This window comes from Amycolatopsis sp. NPDC051758, assembly GCF_044453095.1.
Taxonomy (GTDB): Bacteria; Actinomycetota; Actinomycetes; order Mycobacteriales; family Pseudonocardiaceae; genus Amycolatopsis.
The window spans coordinates 342,090-369,051 of sequence record NZ_JBITCJ010000007.1; the positions used below are offsets into that span (position 1 = coordinate 342,090).

Consider the following 26,962-nt stretch of genomic DNA (forward strand, 5'->3'; position numbering starts at 1 on the left):
GTCAACAGCCGATCCTGGTGGCGCCCACGGCCACGTCGTCGAACCACAGCGTGTCGGCGTCGGCGCCGTAGCTCTCCCAGCCCAGCCGCAGGTCGGTCACCGACGGGTGCCACGCCCGCGCGAGCCACTGCTGGTCGACGTCGGCCGTCGGGACGCCGTCGGCGACGAGGCCGGGCACCTCGGCGGAGCCGAGCCAGGTGCGCAGGTGCCCGGCGGCGCCGTCGAGCTCGAACTCGAAGCAGGACCAGGTCCCGGTCGGCAGCGGGACGCTCTGCGCGACGCCGGCCGGACTCTGCGCGGGCAGGGTGGCGTCGTCGGATTCGCGGTTCCACTGCAGGGCCCGGTTCTGCCCGCCGGCCCGCAGGTCGCGGCCGTCGGTGCTGTCGCGCATCGCCAGGAAGGTGACGTGCCCGGCGGGCAGCGGGGTGGTGTGCCGGACCCAGAACCGGCCGAAGAACGGGCCGGCGCCGGTCAAGCTCGTGCCGAAGAAGGCGTGGTTGCAGTAGCCACCCTGGCCGGCGACCTGCACCGACCGGGTGCCCGAGTGCGCGACCGTGGTGTCGACGGCGACCGTGCCGGTGCCCTGGCAGTTCGCCGCGCCGACGGTCCAGCGGCCGCCCGGGGCGCCGCCGGTCTGCTGCTCGAAGTCGTCGCAGATCGTGGCTGTCGCGCACCCGGCCGGCGGCGGAGCGGTGGTCGTGGTGGCCGGCGTGGTCGGCGTGGTCGTCACCGGGGGAGCGGGGTCACCACAGGAGACGCCGTTGAGCGCGAAGTCGGTGGGGTCGGGGGTCGTCCCGCCGGAGGTGCCCTGCACACCGAACGAGACGGAACCGCCGGCGGGCAGCGCGGCGTTGTACGGCAGGCTTTCGGCGGTCACCGCGGTGCCGGACTGGCGGACGGTGGCGTTCCAGGCCGACGTCACGGCCTGGTTCCCGGTGTAGTGCCAGGTGAGCGTCCAGGAGGAGAGCGCGGTGGCGCCGTTGGTCACGGTGATCTCGGCGGTGTACCCGGTCTGCCACTGGTTGACGCGGTAGCCGACCGAGCAGGCCGGGGCGGCGGTGGCCGGCCCGGCGGCGACCACCGCGGTGGTGGCCGCCGCGGCGAGGCAGAGGGCGGCGAGGGCGCCGGCGAACCTGGTCATCGGGACTCCCGGGGACGCGGACGGGGACGCGGACAGGGGCGCCGTGGCCTGCACCACGGCGCCCCTGGGTGGTGGCCGCGTTCTGGTGAGGCGACCTGGCATGGGAGCGCTTCCAGCCGCCAGAAAAGTAACCCCTGGGTGTCGTCGTTGTAAAGCGCGCCCCGGACGCGGCCCGATCCGGTGGTCCGTTTTCCGGCGCCCGGCCGCGCCCGGCGGTCACTGAACGCTCCTGAACGGCCGAACCCGTTGGGGGGTAAACGATCCCGCGGTCGCTCAATGCCACGGTGTGAGGCCGTCGGATGCGGCCGTTGGAGTGGATTCGGGGAAATCCTCACCAAGATCACGGCGGGGTTTACAGCGGGCCGGGGCGCCCGGTACTGTCCAGCGCTGCTGGGAGCGCTCTCACGATTCGTCCTGCACAAGGGAGTGTTCGATGCGTTCCGGACCAGCACTGCTCGGCGCCTTCAGCGCGCTGGCCGTTTTCGGCGCGACGACGGCGTTCACGCTCGGCACGCCGTCATCCGCCGCCGCGGCCACGGCCTGCGAAGTCGGCTACACGGCGAACGACTGGGGAAGCGGTTTCACCGCCAACCTCACCTTGAAGAACCTCGGGACGGCGCCGCTGTCCGGATGGCAGATCAGCTACACCTACACCGGGAACCAGCAGCTGCAGCAGGGCTGGAACGCCACCTGGTCCCAGAGCGGCCGGACCGTCACGGTCACCCCGGCGACCTGGAATGGGACCGTCGCGCCGAACGCGTCGGTCACCGCCGGGGCCAACTTCGGGTACAGCGGCGCCAACAGTGCGCCCACGTCGTTCAGCGTCAACGGCGCCCCGTGCGGCGGCACCACCCCGACGACCACACCCACGACACCCACGACCCCGACCACGACGCCCACCACACCGCCGGCCGGGGACGCGCCCGCCCTGCACGTCGCCGGCAACCGGCTCGCCGACCCCGCGGGCACCCCGGTCACCCTGCGCGGGGTGAACCGCTCCGGCGGGGAATTCGCCTGTGTGCAGGGAAACGGCATCTTCGACGGCCCGATGGACGCGGCCTCGGTGGCCGCGATCAAGAGCTGGCACGCGAACGTGGTGCGGGTGCCGTTCAACGAGGACTGCTGGCTCGGCCTGCCGAACGTCAAGCCGGAGTACGCCGGAGCCACCTACCGGGCCGCCCTCAAGTCCTATGTGGACCTGCTGCACGAGAACGGCCTCATCGCGATCCTCGACCTGCACTGGACCCAAGGTGTCTACACGGGGAACTCCTCCGCGTGCTCGGACGTCAACTCGACGTGCCAGAAGCCGATGACGAACACGGCGCACTCGGTGGACCTGTGGACGTCGGTCGCGAACACCTTCAAGGGTGACAACGCCACGATCCTCGACCTGTTCAACGAGCCCTACCTCGACCGCGCGGTGTCCGGCTCGGCCCAGGCCTGGACGTGCTGGCGCGACGGCGGCTCCGCGTGCCCGGGCATCGGCTACCCGGTGGCGGGCATGCAGACGCTGGTGAACGCGGTGCGGGCGACCGGCGCCACCAACGTGATCATGCTCGGCGGCCTCGCCTACTCCAACGACCTCACCGGCTGGCTGCAGTACCGGCCGGACGACCCGGCGGGCAACCTGGTCGCCTCCTGGCACTCGTACAACTTCAACGTCTGCAGCTCGTCGTCCTGCTGGGACAGCCAGCTCGCGCCGGTCGCCGCGGCGGTGCCGCTGGTGGCCGGCGAGATCGGCGAGAACGACTGCGCGAGCGGGTACGTCACCGGGCTGATGGACTGGCTCGACCGGCACCAGGCGTCCTACCTCGGCTGGACCTGGAACACGTGGAACTGCGCCACCGGCCCGGCGATGATCTCGGCCTACGACGGCACGCCGACGGCGTTCGGCGCGGGCATCCGGGCGCGGTTCCTCGCGGCGGGCTGACGTGCCGGAGGGCGGCGGAGCGTCATCCGCCGCCCTTCAGTCGGCAGAGTGGTGAACCGGCGTCTGCACGTGCACGAAATAGGGGTTTCCTCACCCTTCCGGGTGCTGTGACCAGGTCCTCGGTGACGTCCTCGGTCCTGACGGTCACGCTGCGGTACTGTCGTCCGTGTGCACCAGTACTCCGGAAATCGTTGGATGAACGATGAGTCGACAGGTCAAGCCAGGGAGTAAGCCCTACCGTGCACAGCTGCGCGACCGGCTGGCCGCGTTGGGATTCCCCGAGGCGGCGATGCCGGCCAGGGTGGCGGAGAACCTGATCGTCGAATGCCGGATCCCGCCCCGCACCGCGTGGCGGCTGGCGTCCGAGCTGTCGCTCGACGTCGCGGCGCACCACTACAACGCCGTCACCGGCGACCCCAAGGCGGGCATGCGCGGCACCCGGATCTGGGAGTACGAGCAGTGGCCCGAACGCGGCGTCCGGCCCACCGTCGCGGCCCTGCGCGTGCTGGCCCAGGTGTACGGCACCGGCTGGAAGTCCCTGCTGGGACTGCGTGATCTCGAGCAGCTGCCGGCGAAGGACCTCGCCGAGTACCACGCCGACGAGCCCGCCCCGGTGGCGGTGGCCGCGGCGCCGGAGCCGGTCGTGCCCGCCCACCCGGTCCGCACCATCACCCGCGTCGAGCCGCGCCCGGAGGAGGAGTTCGGCGCCGGCGCCCTCGACGACGCCATCCTGCTCACCAAGACCAACGTCGACGACTGCCAGCTCGACGACCTGTGGTCGGACGTCGACTTCCTCGGCAGCGCCTACACCCGCACCGCCCCCGAATCCATCCTCGGCCAGCTCGCTGTCGTCGAAGAACGCGCGTCCGCCCTGCTGAAGGGCCGACAGCGGCCGAAGCAGACCCAGGACCTGCTCCTCGTCGGGGCGAAGTCCGCCGCGATGATGGCGTGGATCGCCGGGGACCTCGGCCGGTACCGGCTGTCGCGGGAGCTGAACTCCGCCGCATGGCTGTACACCCAGTACGCCGACGACTTCCTCGCCCGGCGCTGGGTGCGCACGTCCCAGGCGCGCGTGGCATTCTGGTCGGGCAACGGGGTCGAGTCCGCGAAGCTGGCGGCCGACGGCCTCAACTACCACGTGGGCGGGCGGCTCACGGACGCGCCACTGATCCTCGCCGAGGCACGGGGCTGGTCGTCGGTGCAGGCCGAGCCGCAGGTGCTCGACGCGATCGCCCGCTGGACCAGCATCGAAGACCCGGACCTGGGCGCCGGGGGCGAAGACCGGTTCTTCAACATCACGAAAGACCGCCGGCACTACATGGCCGGCACCTCGCTCCTCTCCGTCGGGCAGGCTTCGGCGGCGTTGCGCGAGTTCACAACCGCCAGGGAGGCGTACGAAAAGCTGTCCCTGGAGAATCGCTGGGAGGCCATGGACCCCATGATCCGGATCGACACGGGCCGCGCACACCTGCGGCTCGACGATCTCGACGGCGCCGCCGCGCAGCTGGAACCGCTGCTGGCCACGGACGTGGACAAGCAGCCGGACATGGTGCGCTCGATGCTCAAGGTCCTCGCCACCGAGCTGTCCGGTCCACGCTGGCGCACGGCGCCGACGGCGAAGAACCTCGCCGAGGCCCTCCTGGACGCCCAAGCTTCGGCTCGCCGGTGACGGGCGACCCGGCCGGGACGGAGCTACCGCGCACCCCACTGCCCGGTTCGCCGCGCCCGGAAACCCCGGACGACCGGGCCTTCGAAGGCCACACCCGCCGCAACGTCGTCGTGGTCGCCGACCGCTTCGCGAGCTTCGCCCGCGGGGACCAGGTGCTCACGATGACGGACATGCTGGCGCTGATCACCTCGGGCCGCCCGGACGTGCCCGGGTGCCACTGGGTCGTCCACCTCGGCCAGGGCATCGACGCCACCGACCACGACCTGCTCGAGGCCGCCTGCGACAAGAGCGAAGCCATGGTGTGCCTGGCGGACCCGGCGGCGTCCCGGCAGCAGGCCGAGCGGCCGGCGACCGTCCACAAGGACCGGCCGGAGAACGTCCTGCTGGCGGGCGTGCACAGCCCGTCGGCCACGCACTGCCAGGCCGAGCTGCGGATCCACCGGGACAACGAGCTGATCCTCGACCACCACACCGGTGAGCACGTGCAGGGCATCGTGATCATCGAGGCGATGCGGCAGATCTGCATCGCGCAGTTCGAGACGGCGGTCCGCCCCGCCCTCGGCCCGGCCGCGTACGCGGGGGTGTGGAAGCGGATCGACCTGTCCTTCGAGGACTTCCTGTTCCCGTTGCCCGCCACGGTCGAGTCCCTGATCGAGGAGTCCGACGTCAGCCGCGACTCCCACCTGAAGTTCCGCGCCAGCACGGCGGTGCGCCAGCAGGGCCGCGGCGTCGCCACCGCCGTCATCGAGTACTCGATGATCGGGCAGAGCCGCATCGACGCACTCGAACGCCGCAAGGCCGACCAGGCCACCCGGGCCTACCTGGGCTGAGCCGAACACCCACTCCGGAAGGGAAACCACACCACGATGTCCGAAGTGCACGACCGCTCCGCGTCCTTCGCCCAGGGCCTCGAGCTCATCCAGCGGCTCGGCGGCGTCGAGCGGCCGGCCGTGCTGGACCTGTTCGCGAGCATCGGGGAGGCCGAGTTCGGCGAGCAGTGTGTCGGGTTCATCTACGGCGACGTCTACCACCGGCCTGGCCTGCCGCTGCCGGACCGGCAGCTGGCGACGGTCGCCGCGCTCACCGCGCTGGGGTACGCGGGCTCGCAGCTGCAGTTCCACGCCAAGGCCGCGCTCAACGTCGGCTGCACCCGCCGCCAGCTGGTCGAGACGGTCATCCAGATCAGCTCGTTCGCCGGGTTCCCCGCCACGCTCAACGCGCTGGGGGAGCTCAAGGCGCTGTTCGAGGGCCTGCCCGCCGACGAGTCGCCGGTCGAGACCGCCGACGTGCCCTGGGCGGGCATCGAGGACCGCTACGAACGTGGTCTGGCCGCGATGAAGGCCGTCGACGGCGACGCGGGGGAGAAGGTCGCCGAGGCGCTGCAGGACATCGCCCCGGACCTGGCGACCTACATCATCGAGTTCACCTTCGGCGAGATCTACAGCCGGGCGCACCTGAGCCTGCGCCACCGCGAGATCGTCACGATCGCCGCGTGTGTCGCGCTGGGCACCGCGCTGCCGCAGCTGAAGGTGCACATCCACGGCCTGCTCAACGTCGGCGGCACCGAGCAGGAGGTGGTCGAGACCGTGCTGCACCTGGCGTTCTACTGCGGGTTCCCGGCCGCGCTCAACGCCATCGCCGCCGCGCGGGAAGTGTTCGCGCAGCGGTGACCGGGCTGCGGAAGGTCCGCGTGGTCGCGCTCGACTGCGACGGCGTCCTGATCGACGACACCTACCTCGCCATGATCGCCCGGTTCGTCACCGAGCACGGCGGGGTCTACGACGCCGCGGCCGAGCGGGACGTGATCGGGCTGCGGGACATCGTCGTCGCCGAAAAGGTCACCCGGCTCTGCGGCCTCGACCAGCCGGCCGAAGAGACGCTGAAGCAGCTGTGGGCCGCGCGGCAGGAGTACCTGGCCGACCATCCCATCCAGGTTGCCGAAGGCGCGCGGGACTGCCTCGCCGCGCTCGGCAAGCTGCCCGTCCGGCTGGTCTGCTACGGCGGGCGCACCCGGGAGCACACCTTCGACCGGTACCTGGGTGACCTCGTGGACCTGCTGGACCCCGCGGTGCCGTACGTGAGCATCAACGAGCACCGGCCGGGCGTCGACCACATCACCCGGACCGTGCTCGGCGCCGGCTTCGACGAGATCGTGTTCGTCGACGACGTCAGCCGGGTGGCCGAGGACGCCCGCGCGCACGGCGCCGGGTTCATCGGGTTCCCGTCGAGCCCGGCCCACGCGCGCCAGGCGGAGTTCATGGCCGGTTACGGCGTCCGGCACCTGCCGGGCTCGCTCGCCGAACTGACCCCGGAACTCGTGGAGATCGTCGACGAGGAGCTCGCGACTTCGACACACTGGCGTCGTTGAGGAGTTCCCGCACCCTTGGAGCCGCTGTGAAGTACTTTTCCCTGCCCCGTCCCGGCGCCGAGCTCGTCCTGGGCGAGCGCGACACCCCCGAACCCGGCCCCGGGCAGGTGCTGGTCCGGCTGCGCGGGTGGGCGGTCAACGCCCGCGACCTGATGATCCTCAAGGGCTTCTACCCGAAGCCGGTCAAAGCGGACGTCGTCCCGCTGTCCGACGGCGCGGGCGAGGTCGTCGCGGTCGGCGACGGGGTGCACACCTGGTCCGCCGGTGACCGGGTCGCCGCGACGTACTTCCCGGACTGGCAGGCCGGGCCCGGCACGCCGGACAAGACCGCGGACGACCTCGCCGGGACCCTCGACGGGGTGCTCGCCGAGTACGCCGTCTTCCCGGAGCACGCGCTCGTCGCGGTGCCCGCGCACCTCGACTACGCCGAGGCGGCGACGCTGCCCAGCGCCGGGGTCACCGCGTGGCGCGCGGTGGTCGAAGAAGGCGGGCTGGCGCCCGGCCAGACCGTGCTCACCCTGGGCAGCGGCGGCCTGTCGACGTTCGCGCTGCAGTTCGCCGCGCTCGGTGGCGCCCGCGTCATCGCGACGTCCAGCTCGGATGCGAAGCTGGAGCGGCTGCGCGCGCTCGGCGCCGCCGAAACGATCAACTACACGACCACCCCGGAGTGGGGCGCCGCCGTGGCCGAGCTGACCGGCGGCGGGGTCGACCACGTCGTCGACGTCGGCGGCGGCGGCACGATCGGCCAGTCGATGATCGCCGCCCGGTACGGCGGCCACGTCAGCGTCGCCGGCGTGCTGACCCACGAAGGCGCCGCCGACCCGGTGCTCGTGCTGGTCAAGCAGCTCACCCTGCGGGGCCTCACCAACGCCTCCCGGGAGACGTTCCAGGCGATGAACCGGGCCATCGAGCAGAGCGGCCTGCGGCCCGTCATCGACCGCCGGTTCGCCTTCGACGAGGTCGCCGACGCGCTCAAGCACCTCGAGTCCGGCGCCCACCTCGGGAAGGTCGTCCTGGAGAGCGCCTGACGCCGCACGGGTAACTTTTGCCGGCCCGCCTGGGTATTTTCGTACCCCGGCGGGCCGTTTTTGCAGGTAATCGCGGTGCAGGCGGGCGAAAAAGTCCTCTTTCGACAGGAATGGCGGCTGCCGGGCGTTCCCGGGAGAGTGGTAGTCACCAGGACATCGCCCGAGCAGGCTGCGGCTGCTCGGGGCCGGGTGTCCGGGTCTGGGGGCGCGGGGAGGGGGTTTCAACCACCTGGGGGTGGGTTGAAACCCCCTTCCGGCCGCTACCGGGCGGCCGCCCGCGCACCCCCGGACTCACCCACGACCACACCCCGCCCGTTCGTGCCGACGTACACCCGGCCGTACACCCGCGGATCCCCGCTCAGCGCCGCCCCGATGTTGCCGTACTGGTGCCGGTCGTCGTTCACCCGCGTCCACGACCCACCCGCGTCGTCCGACCGGAAGATCCCGCGCACCCCGCCGATCTTCGCGATCGTGTATAACGCCGAATACGTCCGGCCGGGAGCGGCTTTGCCGAAGCCCACGTTGTCGGCCTCGGTGACGCCCGGCAGCTTCGTGAAGGACGCTCCGGAGTCGGTGGAGTGCCAGAGGCCGTACGCCGCGCCGGAGCCGCCGGCCAGCCAGACGTCGCCGGTCACCCCCGGCATCGCCTTGAAGTGCGCCGGGCCGGTGGGCAGCCCGGTGGCCGCGGTCGCGGCGAACGTCGCCCCGCCGTCGGTGCTGAGGTAGAACCGGCCCGCGGCGAACCCGTAGAACCGCTTCGGGTCGACGCGGTCGGCCTCGACCACCGCCCCGGCCGGGATGCCGGCGGACGCCGTCCACGACCAGCCGAACCCCGGCGAGTAGCTGACCCCGGCGCCGTCCGGGCTCCACACGAACCGGCTGCCGTCGGCGGCCGCGGCCACCGTGCCGCCGCTCGCGCCGCCGCCGGGCTCGCCGCCTTGGAACCAGTTCTTCCCGCCGTCGGTGGAGAAGGCGATCCGGTTGTCGTTCGGCCGGGCGGACCGGTCGAGCGTGCCGGTCCGCACGACGGTGGCCGGGTTCAGCTCGGCGTAGTCCAGGCTGGTGGTCGTCGTGAACACCGGCGAGGTGTACATCGTGGCCGGGACGGCGTCGAGGCTGTCGTGCCGGAACCCGCCGACGTCGCCGAGGCCGGACAACAGGGGCGCGCCCGACGGCGGGCTGATCAGGTCCAGCACCGCGGTCTCTTCGAGGCCGCCGACCACCGGCTTGATCGTGATCTTCCCGCCGCTGTCCCACTTCGTGAGGTCGGTCGTGCCGTAGATCGTCGCGCCGGTGCCGTAGAGCAGGTGGTTCGAGTCGAACGGGTCGATCTCCACCGACTCGGTCATCCAGCCGAGCTTCGGCGACGGCACCGGGGGAGCGGCCTGGACACCGAAGGTCAGCCACGGCACCGCGGAGATGTCCTGGGTGAACCGCTGCGACCGCTCGGGGTAGTTCGCCCAGTCCCAGATCCGGGTCCAGGTGGCACCGGCGTCGGTGCTGCGGAAGAAGACCACGTCCGGCCACCACGACACCTGCGTCGCCACCATCAGGGTGCCCGGGTGCTGCCGGTCGAGCGTCAGGCCGCTGTAGCCGAAGTAGTCGTCGGCGCTGCCGGACGGGACCGGGCTGATCCGCGTCCAGGCGCCGGTCTTCGTGCCGTACTTCCAGACGTCGCCCTTCGCGCCGTCGTAGGGGCCGCCGGTGTCGCTGGTCGCGAGGTAGAGCTGACCGCCGGCCGGGTCGAGGACACCCTTGTGCGCCAGGTACCCGGTGGGCTGGCCGGGCAGCCGCGCCCAGGTCGCCCCGCCGTCCGTGCTGCGGTAGACGGGGTTCGCCTTGTCCGCGACGCCGGCGTAGATCGTCCGCGTCGTGCTGCCGCGGGTGCCGGTCGACGGGTCGAACGTCACCCAGGTGACCCCTTCGTTGTCGCTGGAGTAGCCGGACGGGTCGTTCGGGTCGGGTGCATAGGTGCCGGGGTTCGGGAAGCTGGTCACCTTCGCCCACGTGACACCGGAGTCCGTGCTGCGCCAGAGCCCGTTGCCGCTGGGCGCGCCGAGGTAGAGGACGCTGGTGCGGTTCGGGTCGATCGCGAGCCGCTCGCCCATGCCGCGGCCGGGCATGTTGCCGCCGAGCTTGAACGGCAGCTGCGCCGCCTGCCAGGTGGCGCCGCGGTCGGCCGAGCGCAGCACCGCGCCGGGGTTCGGGTCCCAGCTGTTGGTGTACATGCCGGCCGCGGCGTAGACGCGGTTCGGGTCGACCGGGTCAGTGGCCAGGCTGACCACGCCGTTGTGGCCCCAGTCGGTCCAGCCGACGGCGTCGAGCAGCGGGAGCCAGCGCCCGGTGGCGGGGTTCCAGCGGTACGCGCCGCCGATGTCGGTGCGGGCGTAGACGAGGCCGGGCTCCGTCGGGTTGAAGACGATGCCGGGGACGAACCCGCCACCGCCGATCTCGGCGTTGTGCCAGGTGTAGGGCGCCACCGCGGCCGGGGCCGGCGGCGCACCGGCGGTGACCGCGACGGCGGTGGGCAGGAGCAGGGCGAGCGCCGTGGCGAGCAGCCGCCCCGGGGTCCGCATCGTTCGCGCGCAAGGGAAGTTTCGTCGTCGCACGTCGGCCTCCACCACTCTGGGAGCGCTTCCAGAATGACGGTAACCAGCTCACTCAGTGTTGTAAAGCGTTCGATGATTTCGCTTTCCGTAGCCGTCCACAATGGATTTATGAACCGCCGGACGCGCGAAATCGTGTCCATTGTGTACCGAATTGCCGGGCGGAAAGGGGAGTGCGCGGACGGAGTAATGGTGTGCGCCAAACGGTGTCACATATGTGAACGGCGATCACGTTTCTGAATTGTTACCAGGACTGTCTTGCCCGGCTTTTTCCGGCGTGTGAGTGTGGTCCCCGCTGGCTGGACTGGACCTATGAAAGAGGCGACCCGGCAATGACGCAGACAGCCCCGGCGCGGCACATCAGCCGAACCACCTTGTACTTCTTCGGTGCGCTCGGCGGCATTTTGTTCGGCTACGACCTCGGCGTGATCTCCGGGGTGCTCCCGTTCATCGGGAAAGCGTGGTCGCTGACCGCGTGGGACAAGGGCGTGATCACCGCCAGTCTCTCGGTCGGCGCCATCGTGGGCGCGCTGTTCTCCAGCCGCATCAACGAAGCCCTCGGCCGGCGGCGCACCATCATGGTCGCCGCGGCCGTCGTCATCGTGGGCACGCTGGCGGCGAGCTTCTCGCCGACGTTCGCGCTGCTGGTGATTTCGCGGCTGGTCATCGGGCTCGGGATCGGGCTTTCGTCGTCGACGGTTCCGACGTATTTGTCCGAATTGGCACCGGCGCGGCTGCGGGGCGCGATGGGTGCGCTGAACCAGATCTTCATCGTGCTCGGCATCCTGATCGCGTTCCTGGTGAGCTACTGGCTCGGCCCGATCTCGGCGTGGCGCTGGATGTTCGCCGGCGCGATCGTGCCCGCGGTCATCCTGCTCGTCGGGCTGGCGTTCCTGCCCGAGACCCCGCGCTGGCTGCTCAAGAACGGCCAGGAGGAGGAAGCCCGCCGGGTCCTGGCGAGCGCGCACGGCAACTCCGTGAACCTGGACGAGGAGATCGCGACCATCCGCGACGTCATCCGGCTGGACACCGAGGACAAGCCGCGGTTCCGCGACCTGTTCTCCGGCTTCGTCCGGCCGATGATGATCGTCGCGGCCCTGCTCGCGATCGGCCAGCAGTTCAGCGGGGTCAACGCGATCAACGCGTACTTCCCGACGATGCTGATCGGCCTCGGGTTCGCCACGCAGGCCGCGCTGCTGTCCGGCGTGCTGCTGGGCGTCACGAAGTTCCTGTTCACCGCGTGGGTCGTGTTCGTGGTGGACCGCTGGGGCCGCAAGCCGCTGCTGCTGATCGGCAACGTGATCATGGTGATCACGCTGGTGGCGGCCGGGCTCGTGGTGCTGAACGTCCACGACACCGGCACCCGCGGCATCCTGATGCTGGTGATGATGGTGCTGTACCTGGTCGGTTACGAGCTCGGCTGGGGCGCGGTCGTCTGGGTGATGATGGCCGAGGTGTTCCCGCTCAAGTACCGGGCGGCGGGCATGGGCGTCAGCAGCGTCATCCTCTGGGCGGCGACCGGCATCGTGAGTGCGGTGTTCCCGCTCATCTCCGCCGTGGGCTCGCTCGGCATCGGCGGCTCGATGTTCCTGTTCGCCGGCGTCAACGTCGTGCTGTTCGGGCTCACCAAGTGGCTGGTCCCGGAGACCAAGGGACGCAGCCTGGAGCAGATCGAGCTCGACCTGCGCGAGCGGCAGGGGGTGCGGGCCAAGGTCTGACCCCGGGGGGTCTTGAACGGCGGGGCACGGTCGGACCGTGCCCCGCCGTTTCAGTGCGCGGACGCGGTGACCAGGCCGAGCTTGCCGGCGAGGCGGCCGATCCACGCTTCGACCTCCTCCGGGGTGCGGTCCGGCAGCCCGAAGACGGTTTCGGTGACGCCGAGGGTGTCCAGGTGCGCCAGGCGCTCCGGATCCGGCCGTTCGCCGAGGGCGCAGATCCGCGGCGCTCCGTCGCGGCCTTCGTCGTGCCAGATGTCCTTGAGCAGCGCCACGTGCCCGTCCAGGTCGCTGTCGGCCGGGGTGGTGATCCAGCCGTCGGCGTGGCGGGCGATCCAGCGGAACGTCTTCTCCGTCGGGCCCGCGCCGAGCAGCACCGGGATGTGCGGCTGGACCGGCTTCGGCCACGCCCAGCTGGGACCGAAGGAGACGAATTCCCCGTCGTACGAGGCTTCTTCCTCCGTCCACAGTGCATTCATCGCCTCGAGGTACTCGCGCAGCGCGGTGCGGCGGCGGTTGCCGGGCACCCCGTGGTCGGTCAGCTCGTCGACGTTCCAGCCGAACCCGGTGCCGAGCGTGACGCGCCCGCCGGACAGGTGGTCCAGGCTCGCGATCGTCTTGGCCAGCGTGATCGGGTCGCTCTCGACGGGCAGGGCCACCGCGGTGGACAGCCGGATCCGCGTCGTGACCGCGGCCGCCGTCGCCAGCGCGACCCACGGGTCGAGCGTGCGGCTGTAGCGGTCGTCGGGCAGCGAAGCGTCCCCGGTGCGCGGGTGGGGCGACTCCCGCTTCACCGGGATGTGGGTGTGCTCGGGCACGTAGAAGGTGGCGAACCCGGCGGCCTCCGCGGCGCGCGCCGCGGAAGCCGGGGTGATGCCTCGGTCGCTGGTGAACAGCACGATTCCGTAGTCCACGCGAGGAGCGTATTAGAACGTGTTTCAGTTTTCAAGGTGAGCCGGTGGTCGCGGTGGGTGGCCGGGCTCGTACGATGGGTGACCGTGGCTCGAGGGCCGGTCGAATCGTGATGGACGCGGCCCGGGTCCACCAGGCGGGAGACGGACGGCCGGCGCCCGCGGGGTCACGGTGGGGGACGGCCCGGAAAACGGAACGATGGTGGTGACAGGGTGACTTCGGCACTCCGGCGCGTACTCGGTGTACACAGTGGACACTCGAGCGCGGCGTCCCAGCCAGTGGACGCCCCGGTGGGGCGGGATGGCGTCCACCGGCCCGGTTCCGCTACCGTGGGTCACAGGTCGAGAGGCGCTGCAACGGACCCCCGGGTCCGCCACGCTCGGCCCGGCACGACCACCCAAGGGCGCCTCCCGAACGAGGGAGGCTGCCGGTGAACCCGAACACCCCGCGAGAGTCCGACGCCACCGCGCGCCTGCGCGAGCTGCTCGGCACCCGCGTGGCCGTGCTCGACGGCGCCTGGGGGACGATGCTGCAGGGCGCCGGGCTGACCCCGGACGACTACCGCGGCGACCGCTTCGGCGAGCACACCCACGACGTCACCGGCGACCCGGACCTGCTCAACCTCACCCGCCCGGACGTCATCCTCGACGTGCACCGCCAGTACCTGGCCGCGGGCGCGGACATCACCACGACGAACACCTTCACCGCCACCAGCATCGGCCAGGCCGACTACGGGCTGCAGGACCACGTCCGCGAGATGAACGTCCGCGGCGCGCAGATCGCCCGGCAGGCCGCCGAAGAGGCCGGCGGCAAGTTCGTCGCCGGGTCGATCGGGCCGCTGAACGTCACCCTCAGCCTGTCGCCGAAGGTCGAAGACCCGGCGTACCGGGCGGTCACGTTCGAGCAGGTCAAGGCCGCGTATGCGGAGCAGATCGCCGCGCTCGACGAGGGCGGTGTCGACCTGCTGATGATCGAGACCATCTTCGACACGCTCAACTGCAAGGCGGCCATCGCCGCCGCGCGCGACGTCGCGCCGCACCTGCCGCTGTGGATCTCCGTCACCATCGTCGACCTGAGCGGCCGGACGCTCTCGGGCCAGACCGTCGAGGCGTTCTGGAGCTCGATCGAGCACGCGAAGCCGCTGGTCGTGGGCGTCAACTGCTCGCTGGGCGCCGAGGAGATGCGCCCGCACGTCGAGGAGCTGTCGCGGCTCGCGGACACCTACGTCGCCTGTCACCCGAACGCCGGGCTGCCGAACGCCTTCGGCGGGTACGACCAGACGCCCGAGGAGACCGCCGGGCTGATCGGCGGGTTCGCCCGCGACGGCATGGTCAACCTGGTCGGCGGCTGCTGCGGCACGACTCCGGCGCACATCAAGGAGATCGCCGCCGCGGCGAAGGGCGTCGCGCCGCGCGAGGTGCCGGCCCCGCGCACCCACACCCGGTTCAGCGGCCTCGAGCCGTTCGGCATCGGCGCGGACACCGGGTTCGTGATGATCGGCGAGCGCACCAACGTCACCGGCTCGAAGCGGTTCCGCCGGCTCATCGAGTCCGACGACCACCAGGGCGCGGTCGACGTCGCGCTGGAGCAGGTCCGCGGCGGGGCCAACCTGCTCGACGTCAACATGGACGCCGACCTGCTCGACAGCGAGCAGGCGATGACGACGTTCCTCAATCTGATCGCCACCGAGCCCGAGGTCGCCCGCATCCCGGTGATGGTCGACAGCTCGAAGTGGACCGTGCTCGAAGCCGGCCTGCGCTGCATCCAGGGCAAAGGCGTGGTCAACTCGATCAGCCTGAAGGAGGGTGAGGAGCCGTTCCTCGCCCAGGCCCGCACCATCCGCAACTACGGCGCCGGTGTGGTCGTGATGGCCTTCGACGAGCAGGGCCAGGCCGACACCGCCGACCGCAAGGTGGACATCTGCGGCCGCGCGTACGACCTGCTGACGCAGAAGGCCGGCTTCGCGGGCGAGGACATCATCTTCGACCCGAACGTCCTCGCCGTCGCCACCGGCATCAGCGAGCACAACGGCTACGCGAAGGCGTTCCTCGAGGCGCTGCCCCGGATCAAGGAGCGCTGCCCGGGCGCCCGCACCAGCGGCGGCATCTCGAACCTGTCGTTCTCCTTCCGCGGCAACGACGTCGTCCGCGAAGCGATGCACTCCGCGTTCCTCTACTACGCCGTGACCGCCGGGCTGGACATGGGCATCGTCAACGCCGGCCAGCTCGCCGTCTACCAGGACATCCCGGCGGACCTGCTCGAGCTGGTCGAGGACGTGCTGTTCGACCGCCGCGAGGACGCCACCGACCGGCTGGTGAGCTTCGCCGAGAACGTCAAGGGCAGCGGCACCAAGCGCGTCGTCGATCTCACCTGGCGCGAAGGCACGGTCGAAGAGCGGCTCTCGCACGCGCTGGTCCACGGGATCGTGGACTACATCGAGGAGGACACCGAAGAGGCGCGCCTGGTCAAGGCCCGGCCGCTCGAGGTGATCGAAGGCCCGCTGATGGACGGCATGAAGATCGTCGGCGACCTGTTCGGCGCGGGCAAGATGTTCCTGCCGCAGGTGGTGAAGAGCGCCCGGGTGATGAAGCGTTCGGTCGCCTACCTCGAGCCGTTCATGGAGGCCGAGAAGGAGGAAGCCCGGCTGGCGGGACGCGCCGAGGTGTCCAACGGCCAGGGCAAGGTCGTGCTCGCCACGGTGAAGGGCGACGTGCACGACATCGGCAAGAACATCGTCGGCGTGGTGCTCGGCTGCAACAACTACGAGGTGATCGACCTCGGCGTGATGGTGCCGGCGGCGAAGATCCTCGACATCGCCGTCACCGAAGGCGCCGACGCGGTCGGGCTGTCCGGGCTGATCACGCCGTCGCTGGACGAGATGGTCAACGTCGCCACCGAGATGCAGCGCCGCGGCCTGAAGCTGCCGCTGCTGATCGGCGGCGCGACGACGTCCCGCCAGCACACCGCCGTCCGGATCGCCCCGGCCTACGACAACGCGACCGTGCACGTGCTCGACGCGTCACGCGTGGTCGGCGTGGTGTCCGACCTGCTCGACCCGGACCGGTCGATCGAACTGGCCGAGAAGAACCGGGCCGACCAGGAGGTGCTGCGCGAGCAGCACGCGAACAAGCAGCGCCGCCCGATGCTCACCCTCGAGCAGGCGCGCGCGAACCCCGAGCGGGTCTCGTTCGACGACCTGTCGACCCCGGCGTTCACCGGCGTCCGGGTCGTGGAGCCGAGCATCACCGAGCTGCGCGAGATGATCGACTGGCAGTTCCTGTTCCTGGCCTGGGAGCTCAAGGGCAAGTACCCGGCCATTCTGAACGAGCCGGTCGCACGTGAGCTGTTCGACGACGCGAACACGCTGCTGGACCAGATCATCACCGAAGGCAGCTTCAAGGCGAAGGGCGCGTACGCGTACTGGCCGGCTCACCGCGAGGGTGACGACATCCTGCTCGACGGCGAGTTCGCCCACATCGGGTTCCCGATGCTGCGGCAGCAGACGTCGAAGCCGCTGGACCGCGCGAACCGCTGTCTCGCCGACTACATCGCGCCCGCCGGTGACCACCTCGGCGGGTTCGCGGTCGCCATCCACGGCGCCGAGGACCTGGCGGCCAAGTACGAAGCCGAGCAGGACGACTACCGCGCGATCATGGTCAAGGCGCTGGCCGACCGGCTCGCCGAAGCCTTCGCCGAGTACATCCACCTCAAGGCCCGGCGCGACTGGTTCGAGCCGGACGCCGACCCGAAGCTGGAAGACCTGCACGCGGAGCGGTTCCGCGGCATCCGCCCGGCACTCGGTTACCCGGCCAGCCCCGACCACAGCCAGAAGCGCGAGCTGTTCGAGCTGCTGGAGGCGGACGAACTGGGGATGGCGCTGACCGAGTCGTTCGCGATGACACCGGCGGCGAGCGTGTCCGGGCTGATCTTCGCGCACCCGGACTCGAAGTACTTCACCGTCGGCCGGCTCGACCGCGACCAGATCGAGGACTACGCGCGGCGCAAGGGTGTCGAGGTGGCCGAGGTCGAGCAGTGGCTGCGGCCGAACCTGGCCTACGAGCCCGGGGCGTAGTCCTTCAGCTTGATGTCGGTGGCGAAGTTGTCGGTCGCCTTGAGCATCAGGCGGAGCAGGAAGCGGGACTTGAACGTCCAGTCCCGCAGCTTGATCCGGAGCCGGGACGGCGGCGCGAGGAACGGGCCCGCGCTGGCGCGCTGCGAGATCTTGGCGTAGCCGCGGAGCTGCTCCTCGTAGCGCGCGAAGGCGGTGCGGTGGTCGCCGTCCGCCGCCAGGAGCTCGCCCGCCAACACGTACGCGCCGACGATCGCGAGGCCGGTGCCGAAGCCGCCGAGGGTGTTCCCGTACGCGGCGTCGCCGAGCAGGACGACCCGGCCGCGCGAGTAGTGGTCGATGGTGACCCGGGCGAGCGCGTCGAGGTAGAACTCGCGAGCCTCCGGCACCTTCGCGATGAGCTCGGCCACGCGCCAGCCGGCGCCGCGGTAGGCGCCGGCCACCAGTGCGCGCTGCCGCTCGACGTCCGTGCGGTCGTAGTCCAGCTCCGGTGAGGCGAACACGAAGAACGCCGACGCCTTCGGCCCGCCGACCGCGGCCATCCGGCCCGGCTCGTTGTACATGACGGCGTCGCCGTCGGCGACCTCTTCGCCCAGCTCGGCCAGCGCGTAGTAGTGGCCGAGGTGCTGGACGTAGTCGTGTTCCGGGCCGAAGGCCAGCCGCCGGACGTTCGAGTGGATGCCGTCGGCGCCGACCACGAGGTCGAACCGGCGCGGGGCGGCGCGGGCGAAGGTGACGTCGACCCCGTCGGCCGTCTCGGTCAGCGACGTGATGGTGTCGCCGAAGACGTACTCGCAGTGCGGGGCGGTGCGCTCGTGGAGGAGCTGGGCCAGGTCGCCGCGGCGGATCTCGATCTCCCCGCCGGTGAACTCGCCGGGGATCACCGCCTGGGCGTGGCCTTCGGCGTTGATGATGGTCTGGTCGGTGCCGCCGGTCTGGCGGGCGAGGACCTCGTCGAGGATGCCCATGCGCCGCAGCACGGTCCGGTGAGTGGCGCCCTTGAAGTCGACGGCCTGGCCGCCCGGGCGGACCCCGGGGGCGCGTTCGACCACGGTGACGGTGCAGCCGTAGCGGGCCAGCCAGTGGGCGAGAGCGGGGCCGGCGATGCTGGCGCCGGAGATCAGGACGGTGAGGTTCTTCATGCCGCCGAGCGTCGCGGCCGGCGCTGACCGCCGGCTGGCGATCCGCTGACGGTCACCGTCGGCACCTGGTGCGTGACTGTCTCGAATGGACGGCCGGTGCCGGAAAATTCCCGTCCGGCGGCGCGGGTTTCCCGTGTTGACCCGGTCCGGTTCCGGGGGGACCATCTTCGCCGGGGAGAGGGGCGACAGTGCTGGACAGCGGAACTCGGCCGGCGGTGACCGGCCTCGGTGAACTGTTGGGCAACGGCGAGCGCGCGCTCGAAGCCGACGGCGACCTGCGCGCCGGCCGGGCGTGGTTCGACCGCGCCTACCGGGCCGCGGAAGCCGCGGGGGACGGCGCCGGGATGGCCCGCGCCGCGCTGGGCCTGGGCGGGCTGTGGGTCCACGAGCACCGCAGCGCGCCCGCGGCGGCGTTGCTGCAGGCGAGGCTGAGCAGCGCCTGCCAACTGGTCGAGCCCGGTTCGTCGCTGGCGTTGCGGCTCAAGGTCCGGCTCGCAGGCGAAGCCGACTACGTGGCGGGGGAGAGCAGCACGATCCTCGCCGTGCTCGAAGAGGCCAAGCGCGCGGGTGACCCGGTCGCGTGGGCGGAGGCCGCGAGCCTGGCCCACCACTGCCTGCTCGGGCCCGACCACGGTGGTCAGCGTCGTGCCCTCGCTCAGGAGCTGATCACCGAAGGCTTCCGGACGTCGCGGCGCAGCGACCTGCTGATGGGCCTGCTCTGGCGGACCGTCGACCTGTTCCTCGACGGTGACCCGCACGCCCAGCGCGGGCTCGCCGACCTGCGTGGCCTGCTGGCCGAACAGGACCACCTCGCGGTCGGGTTCGTGCTCGACGCGATCACCGTCATGCTCAGCATCCGCGCCGGCCGGTTCGACGAGGCCGAGGCACGGGCGGCGGCCTGCGCACGGCGTGGTGAGCTGGCCGGGGACGCCGACGCGACCGGCTGGTACACCGCGCAGCTCGGCGCCATCCGCTGGTATCAGGGCCGGGTCGCCGAACTGCTGCCGGTGCTGCGGGAGATGGTGCATTCACCGACGTTGAGCGCGATCGACAACGCGCACGTCGCCGGGCTGGCCGTGGCCGCCGCGTCGGCGGGTGACCACCGTGAGGCGGCCGGCGCGCTGGCCCGGCTGCGCGGCCCCGACCTGGCGCTGCTGCCGCGGTCGAGCAGCTGGCTGGTGTCGATGTACGGCATCGTCGAGTCCGCCTGCCTGCTCTCGGACGTCGAGTCCGCGCTGGCCGCGTACGCGCTGCTGACGCCGTTCGCGCGGCTGCCGATGACGGCCAGTCTCGCCGTCGCTTGCTTCGGCTCGGTCCAGCACGCGCTGGGTGTGGCGATGCTGACCGCGGGCGAGCTCGAGCGGGCCGTCACGCACTTCCGGGCGGCGGTGCGGGACAACCTGGCCCTCGCGCACTGGCCGGCGGCGGCCCTTTCCCGCGCCCGGCTCGCGCAGGCGCTGGCGCTGCTGCCGGGTTCGGCCGGCGCCGAGCGCGAACTGGCCGCAGCGACGCGGGAGGCGGCGGAGCTCGGCATGGCCCTGCCGGCCGCACCGCCGCGTCCGGTTGCCGGGCGGGTCACCTGCCGGCGGCACGGCAAGCACTGGGTGGTGACCTTCGGGGCGCGGTCGGCGCTGGTCGAGCACAGCGTCGGCATGGGTTACCTCGCGACGCTGCTGGAGCACCCCGGCCATGAGCTGGCGGCCGTCGAGCTGGCCGCCGGCCCCGGGGTGGTGCCCGCCCCGACGTCCGCGCAGCCGGTGCTCGACCCGGCGGCCACCAGCCACTACCGCCGGTGGCTGGCCACCCTGGAGGCCGAGCTCGACGAGCACGAGGCCAACCACGACGACGGCCGCGCCGAGCGGGTGCGGTCCGAACGCGACTGGCTGCTCGGCGAGCTGTCCGCCGCCGCGGGCCTGGCCGGCCGCGTCCGGGAGTTCGCCGGAGCCGAGGAGAAGGCCCGGATCGCGGTGGGCAAGGCGATCCGGCGCGCCCTGACCCGGATCACCGCCGCGGACGCGCTCATCGGCGACGTCCTGCGCGACGGCGTCCGGACCGGCACCCGCTGCTGCTACCGCCCCGGCTGAGCGGTCTGCCGCGAGCGGACCCCTACTGCACCGCGCCGTTCTGGGTGAGGAGGTTCTGGTACCAGGCGTCGTACGGGTGGTTCGTCGCCGGGTAGTTCGCCAGGGGCGTGGTCGCCTGGCCCGCCGAGTCGAAGTCCCAGCCGCGGACCAGCTTGCCGGAGTTGCGGGCCGCGGTGATGAACGCCGACTCCGTGGCGGGCGCGCCGTAGAACAGCGCGCCCTGCTGGAGTTCGGCGCTGTCGCCCTGCTGGAACTCGTCGAACGCGACCTGCCGGTAGCGGATCCGGTCACCGGCGACACTGTCGGTGTCCACGCGCAGGGTCTGCGCCGAAGTCGGGCCGTCCGCGCCCGTCCACACGGTGACGCGCCGGCTGCCGCTGGTCGCCGTCGCCGAAGGGAACCGCGCGTCGGACGTCTTGGTGTTGCCGGTCCACGAGACCGTCGTCCCGGACAGGGCGCCGTTCCAGGTCCAGTTCTGGCTGCCGCTCTGGCTGCGGTGGATCTCCCGCAGCTGGGTGCCGCCCGGGCTGGTGAACGCGACCGTCGGCAGCACACCGTTGTCGTACTGGTGGCTCGCCTGCCAGGTGATCTCGCCGTCCGCGCCGAGCTTGCCGACGTGGTACCAGAGCGTGGTCGCGCTCTGCGACTGGTGCACCTCGACGAGGTCGCCGTTGTCGTTCAAGGCGACCGCCGGCGTCTGCCCGCTGTCGTACTTCCCGTGCCGCAGCCACGTCACCCGCCCGTCGGGGCCGTAGGTCCCGGTCCAGTACCAGAGCGCGCCGGCGCCGGAGTCGTGCACCTCGACAACCTGGCCACGGCCGTTCAGCGCGACCGCCGGGTGGTACCCGACGTCGCGCTTGTACTCGGTACGCGTCCCGGCGTCGCCGGACAGCAGCGGCAGCACGCGGCCGCGCAGCGCGTCCACCACCGGCTGGCCCGCCGGGTAGTCCTTCGCCTGCAGCAGCCGTGAGCCGAACACCGACTCCAGCTCCTCGTTGACGGCGGTCAGGTTGCCCGCCGCGTACGACGTGTTGTCGGTCAGGTTGTCCTTGAGGTCCAGCATGACGACGATCGGCGCGGCCGCCGGGTGCGCCGCCGACCACGTGTTCACCACCGCCAGCCAGTCGCGGAGGTTGTTCGACGCCGGGTTGCCGCCGCTGTGGTCCACGAGGTTGCCGGGCGAGTCGTGGCCGACCGCGTAGTCGTGTGCCGTGCCGTAGCCGTTGTCGTGGACGTCGAGCTCGATGAAGCGCACACCGTGGTCGAGCTGGTAGGCGATCGAGTCCTTCGCGCCGTCGACGTTGCCCGAGTAGCTGTTGTGGGTGGCCCGGAACACCGAGGCGGTGAACGGCGGGCTCGCGGCCTCGGCCGTCTCGCCGGTCAGCAGCGCGGACGCGGTCAATACGGAGACGGCCAGTGCGGGCAGTCGGGTCATCCTCGGGTCCTCACGTCGGGGAACGGGCCGCGGCCCATCCTGGCCGTCCGACGTGGCCGCTGCCTCGAACACCGGTGGAACGTCGTGGAACGGCCGTGGAACGCCCAGGAGGTGACAGCTGGTTTCCGAGGGAGGAAAACGTCATGACCCACACCGGCGAACCCGGGGCGGCCCAGCCGCCTGCCGCGCCCAAGAAGTCGAAGCGGCGCCAGAAGATCGTGCTCACCGTGTTCCTGATCGTCGTCGCCGCGGTCCTCGCGCTGGTCTGGGCGGCCACCCGCGACAACGGCGAGAACGCGCAGGCCGGCAACTGCGTCACCGAGAGCGGCGAGAACTACGTGAAGATCGTCGACTGCGGAGCGGACAACGCCACGCTGAAGGTCGTCGCGCGCGTCGAGGGCAAGACGCAGACCGAGGCGCAGGTCAGCGCGTGCTCCGCCTACCCCGACGCCGAGCAGGTGTTCTGGCAGGGCAAGGAGGGCGAGACCGGCGTGGTGCTCTGCCTGGCGAAGACCGGCAAGTAGCCCGGTGGCGGCCGGCAAGTTCTCGTTCACCGGTTCCGGCGGGCTCCGGGTTTCCAGCGGCGGGCGCACGCTCGCCGCGGCGGGGGACGTGATCGTGATCGGGGACCGGGTCTTCCGGCTGGCCGAGGTGGACCGGGTCGCTTATCACGCGGCGGCCCGGCCGCACCAAGCCAGTTACGCGCTCGGCCTGGCGTCGGGCCCGGTGCGGAGCCGGTTCGTGTTCGACGCGTTCGGCCGCGGCGGCGAACTGGACGACGCGCGCGAGACCTGGCGGCGGCTGGTCGAGCTGGTCGAGTCCGCGGCCTGCCCGCGGATCGCGGGTGCGGCGGCGGACGCGATCACGGCCGGCGCCACCGCCCGGTTCGGCGGGCGTCCGCGGATCGACGCCGACGCGGAGGGGCTGCGCCGGTGCCGGTGGTTCACCGGGAAGGTGCCTTGGGCGGGTGTGCTCGGCACCGACCTGCACGCGGGGCAGGTGCGCGTGTGGACGGGCGGGCCGGAGCCGGGACTGGTCACCGGGATGGCGGGCTGGAACGCCGTCGTCCTGCCACGGGTCGTCGGAATCATGGTCGGCCGGGAAAAAGAATCACCGGGAAAGCATTGATCACGGCTTTCGGGGAATGGCCGGTAAATGCTCACGGAATAGAAGATCGAGTGTCTGTTTTGTCGCATTGGCCGCGCCATTCGGCGATTAATGCGAAATCGCCGCGCGGATCCGGTACTCCACCGGGCCGGGTGTGCTCATTATCCGTGGAACAGGTGTGCGCGGACACCGGAAAACCCGCGCGGGACGGGGAGGCAGTGGGTGTGGGGAGCAACTGGCCGCTGATCGGCCGCGACGAAGAACTGACGTCGGCGCGCCGGGCGCTGGCCGACGCCGAGGTGTGCGGGCTGTTGTTGACCGGACGCGCCGGCGCCGGCAAGACCCGGCTGGCCAAGGTGCTGCTGGCCGAACTGGCCGACGGGGGTGCGCGCACGCATTGGGTGCGGGCGATGTCGTCCGCGTCGACGATTCCGTTCGGCGCCTTCGCGCACCTGCTGCCCGGCGGCGCCGAGGGCCCGGCGGACCGTGCGCACCGGCTCAACCAGGTCGCCGGCCACCTCACCCGCGGTGCGGAGGGACGGCGGCTCGTGCTGTGCGTCGACGACGCGCACCTGCTCGACGACCTGTCCGCGACGCTGGTGCACCAGCTGGCCGCGACGGCGTCGGCCTTCGTGGTCGTGATCGCGCCGCACGGGGTGAGCGTGCCCGATCCGGTGTTCGCGCTGTGGAAGGACCGCGTCGCCGAACGGCTCGAGGTCCGCGAGCTCACCCGGCCGAAGACCACCGAACTGATCACTGCCGTGCTGGGCGGCCGGCTCGACGACGGCGCCGAGCACCGGCTGTGGCACCTGACCCTCGGGAACCCGCTGTTCCTGCGCGAACTGGTGCAGGGCGGGCTCGACAGCGGCGCGCTCTCGGCCAAGGACGGCGTGTGGCGGTGGAGCGGCGCGCTGCGGGCGACGCCGCGGCTGGTCGAGCTGATCGAGACCCGCACCGACCGAGTCGACGCCGACGAGCGGCGGCTGCTGGAACTGCTCGCGTTCGGGGAGCCGCTCGGCTGCGAGCCGCTCGTGCGCCTCGGCGCCGGCCGGGTCCTCGCCACCACCGAACAGGCCGGGCTGGTCGTGTCGGAACGCACCGGGCGGCGGCTGAACGTGCGGCTCGCACATCCGCTGTACGCCGAGGTGATCCGGCGCCGGACGTCACCGCTGCGCCAGCGTGACACCTACCGGATCCTCGCGCAGACCCTGGACATGACCGGCGCGCGGCGCGCGGAGGACAAGCCCCGGCTGGTGCGGTGGCGGCTGGCCGCCGGGCTGCCGACCGACCCGCAGCTGGTCCGGGCCGCCGCGGAGACGTTGCTGCGCCAGGACTTCCCGCAGGCGGAACAGCTGGCGGCGGAGGCCGTCCGGCTCGGTGGCGGGTTCGGGGCGAAGCTGCTGCTCGCCCAGGTCCGGATCGCCGGCGGCCGGCCCGCCGACGCCGACACGCTGCTCGCCGAGCTGGCCGGCAAGACGGTGTCGGACACGCAGCACGCCCGCGTCGCCGCGACGCGAGCGCTGAACCTGGCGTTCGGCCTGGGCCGCGCCGACGACGCCGAAACCGTGCTGGACACCGCGGAGACCGGGGTGTCGGGAACCGCGGACGAACTGGTCACCGCCCGGGCGGCCCTGCGCGCGGCGGCCGGCGCCTGCCGGACCGCGCTCACCCTGCTCGGGCCGGTGCTGGACCGCAACCGCGGCGGCGACTCGCTCCGGCTCGGCGCGCTCGTGGTCGCGGCCGGGGCCTTGGCCGAGAGCGGACGCACCGAGGCGTGCCTCGGCGTCGTCGAAGAAGGAATGGCCGTCGCGGCCCGGATCTCCGACGCTTCCGCGCCGGGGGCGCGGGTCCGGCTGGAGCACGCCCGGATCGACGCGCTGTGCCGGGCGGGACGGCTCGAGGAGGCCGAAGACCTGGCCGGGGACGGCTACCGGGACGCCGTCGGCGACCGCTGGGGCCCGGCGCTCGCCGGGGCGGCGGCGTCCCTCGGCACGGTCGCGCTGGCCTACGGCAACATCCGCGGCGCGATCCGCTGGCTGCGCGAAGCCCTCGCCACCGAGGAGCACGACCAGCCGTACGAGTTCCGGCCCGCCGTCGCGGCGGCCCTGACCCGGGCGACGGCGATGGCAGGCCGCGTCGCCGAGGTACCCGGCTTGCCCGAAGCGGCGGATCCACTCGGCGGCTGGAGCCGCGCCTGGCTGGCCGCCGCCCGGGGTGAGCTGTCCCGCGCGGGCGAGCTCGCCGCGGAAGCCGCGGCCACCGCCGAAACGGCGGGCCGGCTCGCGGTCGCCGCCGAGATCCGCCACGACTTGGTCCGCTTCGGCGCGGGTCCGGACTCCTTCGCCTCACCCGGCGGCGTGCTCGGCGGGTTGTACTCGGCCCACGCACGAGCGGCGTCCGCGACGGAGCTGGACGCGGTCGCGACCGGCTTTGCCGACACAGGGGCGCGCCTGCTCGCCGCGGAAACCGCGGCTGAGGCGGCCCGAGCCCACCGCGTGGCGGGCAAGCTCGGCAGCGCGGCGACGTCGGCACAGCGTGCGCGGGCGTGGCTGGCGTCCTGCGAGGACGCGGCGACGCCGGCGCTGGCCCTGCTGGAGACCCCGCTCGACCTCACGGTCCGGGAGCTCGAGATCGCCCGGCTGGTGGCAACCGGGCTCACCAGCCGCGCGGTCGCGGACCGGCTCGTCGTTTCGGTGCGGACGGTCGACAACGTGCTGCACGGCGTTTACGCGAAATTGGGTATTTCCGGCCGCCGCGAACTGGCTTCGGTGGTGGGGCAACCCGAGCCGGGGAGTAGTCCCGGCGACGGCCCATAGGTAGCTCGCGCCGGCCGCGGTCACAAAGCCGAGTAGGGCGCTACTCATGACCGGAGCGGCTCGCGGCCCAAGACTGGATGACAACGGAGGGGCATCGGCTTCACCGATCCGAATGTCAGGAGTGCACACGATGACAACTTCATCGGGCGACGTTTTCCAGAGCGAGCAAGGAGCCGGCGGCTCCGGCGGCAACCAGTTCAACGAGCAGGCTTCGACGAGTGGTGGCGGCGACATCTTCCAGAACCAGCAGGGTTCGGGAGGTTCCGGCGGGAATCAGTTCAACGAGCAGGCTTCGACTGGTGGTGGTCGTGGGGACATTTTCCAGAACGAGCAGGGCTCGGGTGGTCGCGGGGATGGGAACCAGTTCAACGAGCAGGCTTCGACTGGTGGTGGTCGCGGGGACATCTTCCAGAACGAGCAGGGCTCGGGTGGTCGCGGGGATGGGAATCAGTTCAACGAGCAGGCCTCCACCGGCGGCCGCGGCGGCGACATCTTCCAGAACGAGCAAGGCTCCGGCCGCGGCGGCAACCAGTTCAACGAGCAGGCGTCGGCCGGCCACCACGGTGACGTGTTCCAGAACGAGCAGGGCTCGGGCGGGCACGGTGACGGCAACCAGTTCAACGAGCAGGCCTCGACCGGCGGCTACGGCGGCTCGATCTTCCAGAACGAGCAGGGTTCGGGTGGCCACGGCGGCAACCAGTTCAACGAGCAGGCCTCGACGGGCGGCCGCGGCGGCGACATCTTCCAGAACGAGCAGGGCTCCGGCGGGCACGGCGGCGGGAACCAGTTCAACGAGCAGGCGTCGACCGGCGGCCACGGAAGCATCTTCCAGAACGAGCAGGGTTCCGGCGGGCACGGCGGCGGGAACCAGTTCAACGAGCAGGCGTCGACCGGCGGCCACGGAAGCATCTTCCAGAACGAGCAGGGTTCCGGCGGGCAG

18 protein-coding genes are annotated in these 26,962 nt (G+C 71.7%); 13 read left to right on the plus strand and 5 right to left on the minus strand.

The features are described 5' to 3' along the window. Position 1: 1 nt before the first annotated feature. On the minus strand, positions 2-1,141 hold the full coding sequence (locus ACIA5G_RS31975; protein WP_395929918.1) for a cellulose-binding domain-containing protein: 1,140 nt from the start codon (positions 1,139-1,141) through the stop codon (positions 2-4). Between the two features lie 433 nt (positions 1,142-1,574). Between ACIA5G_RS31975 and ACIA5G_RS31980 the strand changes: the two genes are divergently transcribed. From ACIA5G_RS31980 to ACIA5G_RS32005, 6 genes are all read left to right on the plus strand, one after another. Continuing rightward, entirely contained in the window at positions 1,575-3,071 is a 1,497-nt protein-coding gene (locus tag ACIA5G_RS31980; protein ID WP_395929920.1) for a cellulase family glycosylhydrolase, read from the plus strand. Positions 3,072-3,273: 202 nt separating this feature from the next. Continuing rightward, on the plus strand, positions 3,274-4,740 hold the full coding sequence (locus ACIA5G_RS31985; RefSeq protein ID WP_395929922.1) for a hypothetical protein: 1,467 nt from the start codon (positions 3,274-3,276) through the stop codon (positions 4,738-4,740). Then, a complete protein-coding gene (locus tag ACIA5G_RS31990; RefSeq protein ID WP_395929924.1) occupies positions 4,737-5,570 on the plus strand; it encodes an AfsA-related hotdog domain-containing protein in 834 nt (277 codons plus the stop codon). Before ACIA5G_RS31985 ends, ACIA5G_RS31990 begins: the two co-directional genes overlap by 4 nt. A gap of 36 nt (positions 5,571-5,606) precedes the next feature. After that, positions 5,607-6,410 carry a carboxymuconolactone decarboxylase family protein gene (locus ACIA5G_RS31995; protein ID WP_395929926.1) on the plus strand — a complete coding sequence of 268 codons (804 nt, stop codon included), beginning with the start codon at positions 5,607-5,609 and terminating at the stop codon, positions 6,408-6,410. Next, positions 6,407-7,108 (plus strand): HAD family hydrolase, encoded by a 702-nt coding sequence (locus ACIA5G_RS32000; protein ID WP_395929928.1) that lies wholly within the window; start codon positions 6,407-6,409, stop codon positions 7,106-7,108. Before ACIA5G_RS31995 ends, ACIA5G_RS32000 begins: the two co-directional genes overlap by 4 nt. Before the next feature lie 26 nt (positions 7,109-7,134). Continuing rightward, positions 7,135-8,136 (plus strand): NAD(P)-dependent alcohol dehydrogenase, encoded by a 1,002-nt coding sequence (locus ACIA5G_RS32005; RefSeq protein ID WP_395929930.1) that lies wholly within the window; start codon positions 7,135-7,137, stop codon positions 8,134-8,136. A 260-nt stretch (positions 8,137-8,396) separates the two neighbouring features. On the opposite strand, the gene ACIA5G_RS32010 is transcribed toward ACIA5G_RS32005, so the two are convergent. After that, a complete protein-coding gene (locus ACIA5G_RS32010) occupies positions 8,397-10,712 on the minus strand; it encodes a xyloglucanase (protein WP_395929932.1) in 2,316 nt (771 codons plus the stop codon). A 362-nt stretch (positions 10,713-11,074) separates the two neighbouring features. Between ACIA5G_RS32010 and ACIA5G_RS32015 the strand changes: the two genes are divergently transcribed. After that, positions 11,075-12,460, plus strand: coding sequence for a sugar porter family MFS transporter (locus ACIA5G_RS32015; protein ID WP_395929934.1), 1,386 nt, complete (start codon positions 11,075-11,077; stop codon positions 12,458-12,460). A 50-nt stretch (positions 12,461-12,510) separates the two neighbouring features. On the opposite strand, the gene ACIA5G_RS32020 is transcribed toward ACIA5G_RS32015, so the two are convergent. Continuing rightward, the gene (locus tag ACIA5G_RS32020) at positions 12,511-13,371 is read right to left on the minus strand and encodes a TIGR03619 family F420-dependent LLM class oxidoreductase (protein WP_395929936.1); all 861 of its coding nucleotides are present in this window, start codon (positions 13,369-13,371) and stop codon (positions 12,511-12,513) included. A 428-nt stretch (positions 13,372-13,799) separates the two neighbouring features. On the opposite strand from ACIA5G_RS32020, the gene metH reads away from it, so the two are divergent. Then, a complete protein-coding gene (gene metH, locus ACIA5G_RS32025) occupies positions 13,800-17,441 on the plus strand; it encodes a methionine synthase (RefSeq protein ID WP_395929939.1) in 3,642 nt (1,213 codons plus the stop codon). On the opposite strand, the gene ACIA5G_RS32030 is transcribed toward metH, so the two are convergent. Further along, on the minus strand, positions 17,423-18,580 hold the full coding sequence (locus tag ACIA5G_RS32030; RefSeq protein ID WP_395929941.1) for an FAD-dependent monooxygenase: 1,158 nt from the start codon (positions 18,578-18,580) through the stop codon (positions 17,423-17,425). The two genes, metH and ACIA5G_RS32030, sit on opposite strands and share 19 nt — an antisense overlap. 188 nt (positions 18,581-18,768) lie before the next feature. Here ACIA5G_RS32030 and ACIA5G_RS32035 point away from each other — a divergent pair, with 188 nt between their 5' ends. Further along, on the plus strand, positions 18,769-20,664 hold the full coding sequence (locus tag ACIA5G_RS32035; protein ID WP_395929943.1) for a hypothetical protein: 1,896 nt from the start codon (positions 18,769-18,771) through the stop codon (positions 20,662-20,664). A 22-nt stretch (positions 20,665-20,686) separates the two neighbouring features. On the opposite strand, the gene ACIA5G_RS32040 is transcribed toward ACIA5G_RS32035, so the two are convergent. Then, positions 20,687-22,099 carry a hypothetical protein gene (locus ACIA5G_RS32040; RefSeq protein ID WP_395929945.1) on the minus strand — a complete coding sequence of 471 codons (1,413 nt, stop codon included), beginning with the start codon at positions 22,097-22,099 and terminating at the stop codon, positions 20,687-20,689. Positions 22,100-22,242: 143 nt separating this feature from the next. On the opposite strand from ACIA5G_RS32040, the gene ACIA5G_RS32045 reads away from it, so the two are divergent. The 4 genes from ACIA5G_RS32045 to ACIA5G_RS32060 all read left to right on the plus strand — a co-directional run. After that, positions 22,243-22,623: a hypothetical protein gene (locus tag ACIA5G_RS32045; RefSeq protein ID WP_395929947.1), complete on the plus strand. Its 381-nt coding sequence runs from the start codon at positions 22,243-22,245 to the stop codon at positions 22,621-22,623. A gap of 4 nt (positions 22,624-22,627) precedes the next feature. Beyond that, entirely contained in the window at positions 22,628-23,227 is a 600-nt protein-coding gene (locus ACIA5G_RS32050) for a hypothetical protein (protein ID WP_395929949.1), read from the plus strand. Between the two features lie 203 nt (positions 23,228-23,430). Then, on the plus strand, positions 23,431-26,022 hold the full coding sequence (locus ACIA5G_RS32055) for an AAA family ATPase (protein WP_395929951.1): 2,592 nt from the start codon (positions 23,431-23,433) through the stop codon (positions 26,020-26,022). Positions 26,023-26,152: 130 nt separating this feature from the next. Beyond that, the coding region (locus tag ACIA5G_RS32060) for a glycoprotein (RefSeq protein WP_395929953.1) at positions 26,153-26,962 on the plus strand (810 nt) is incomplete at its 3' end.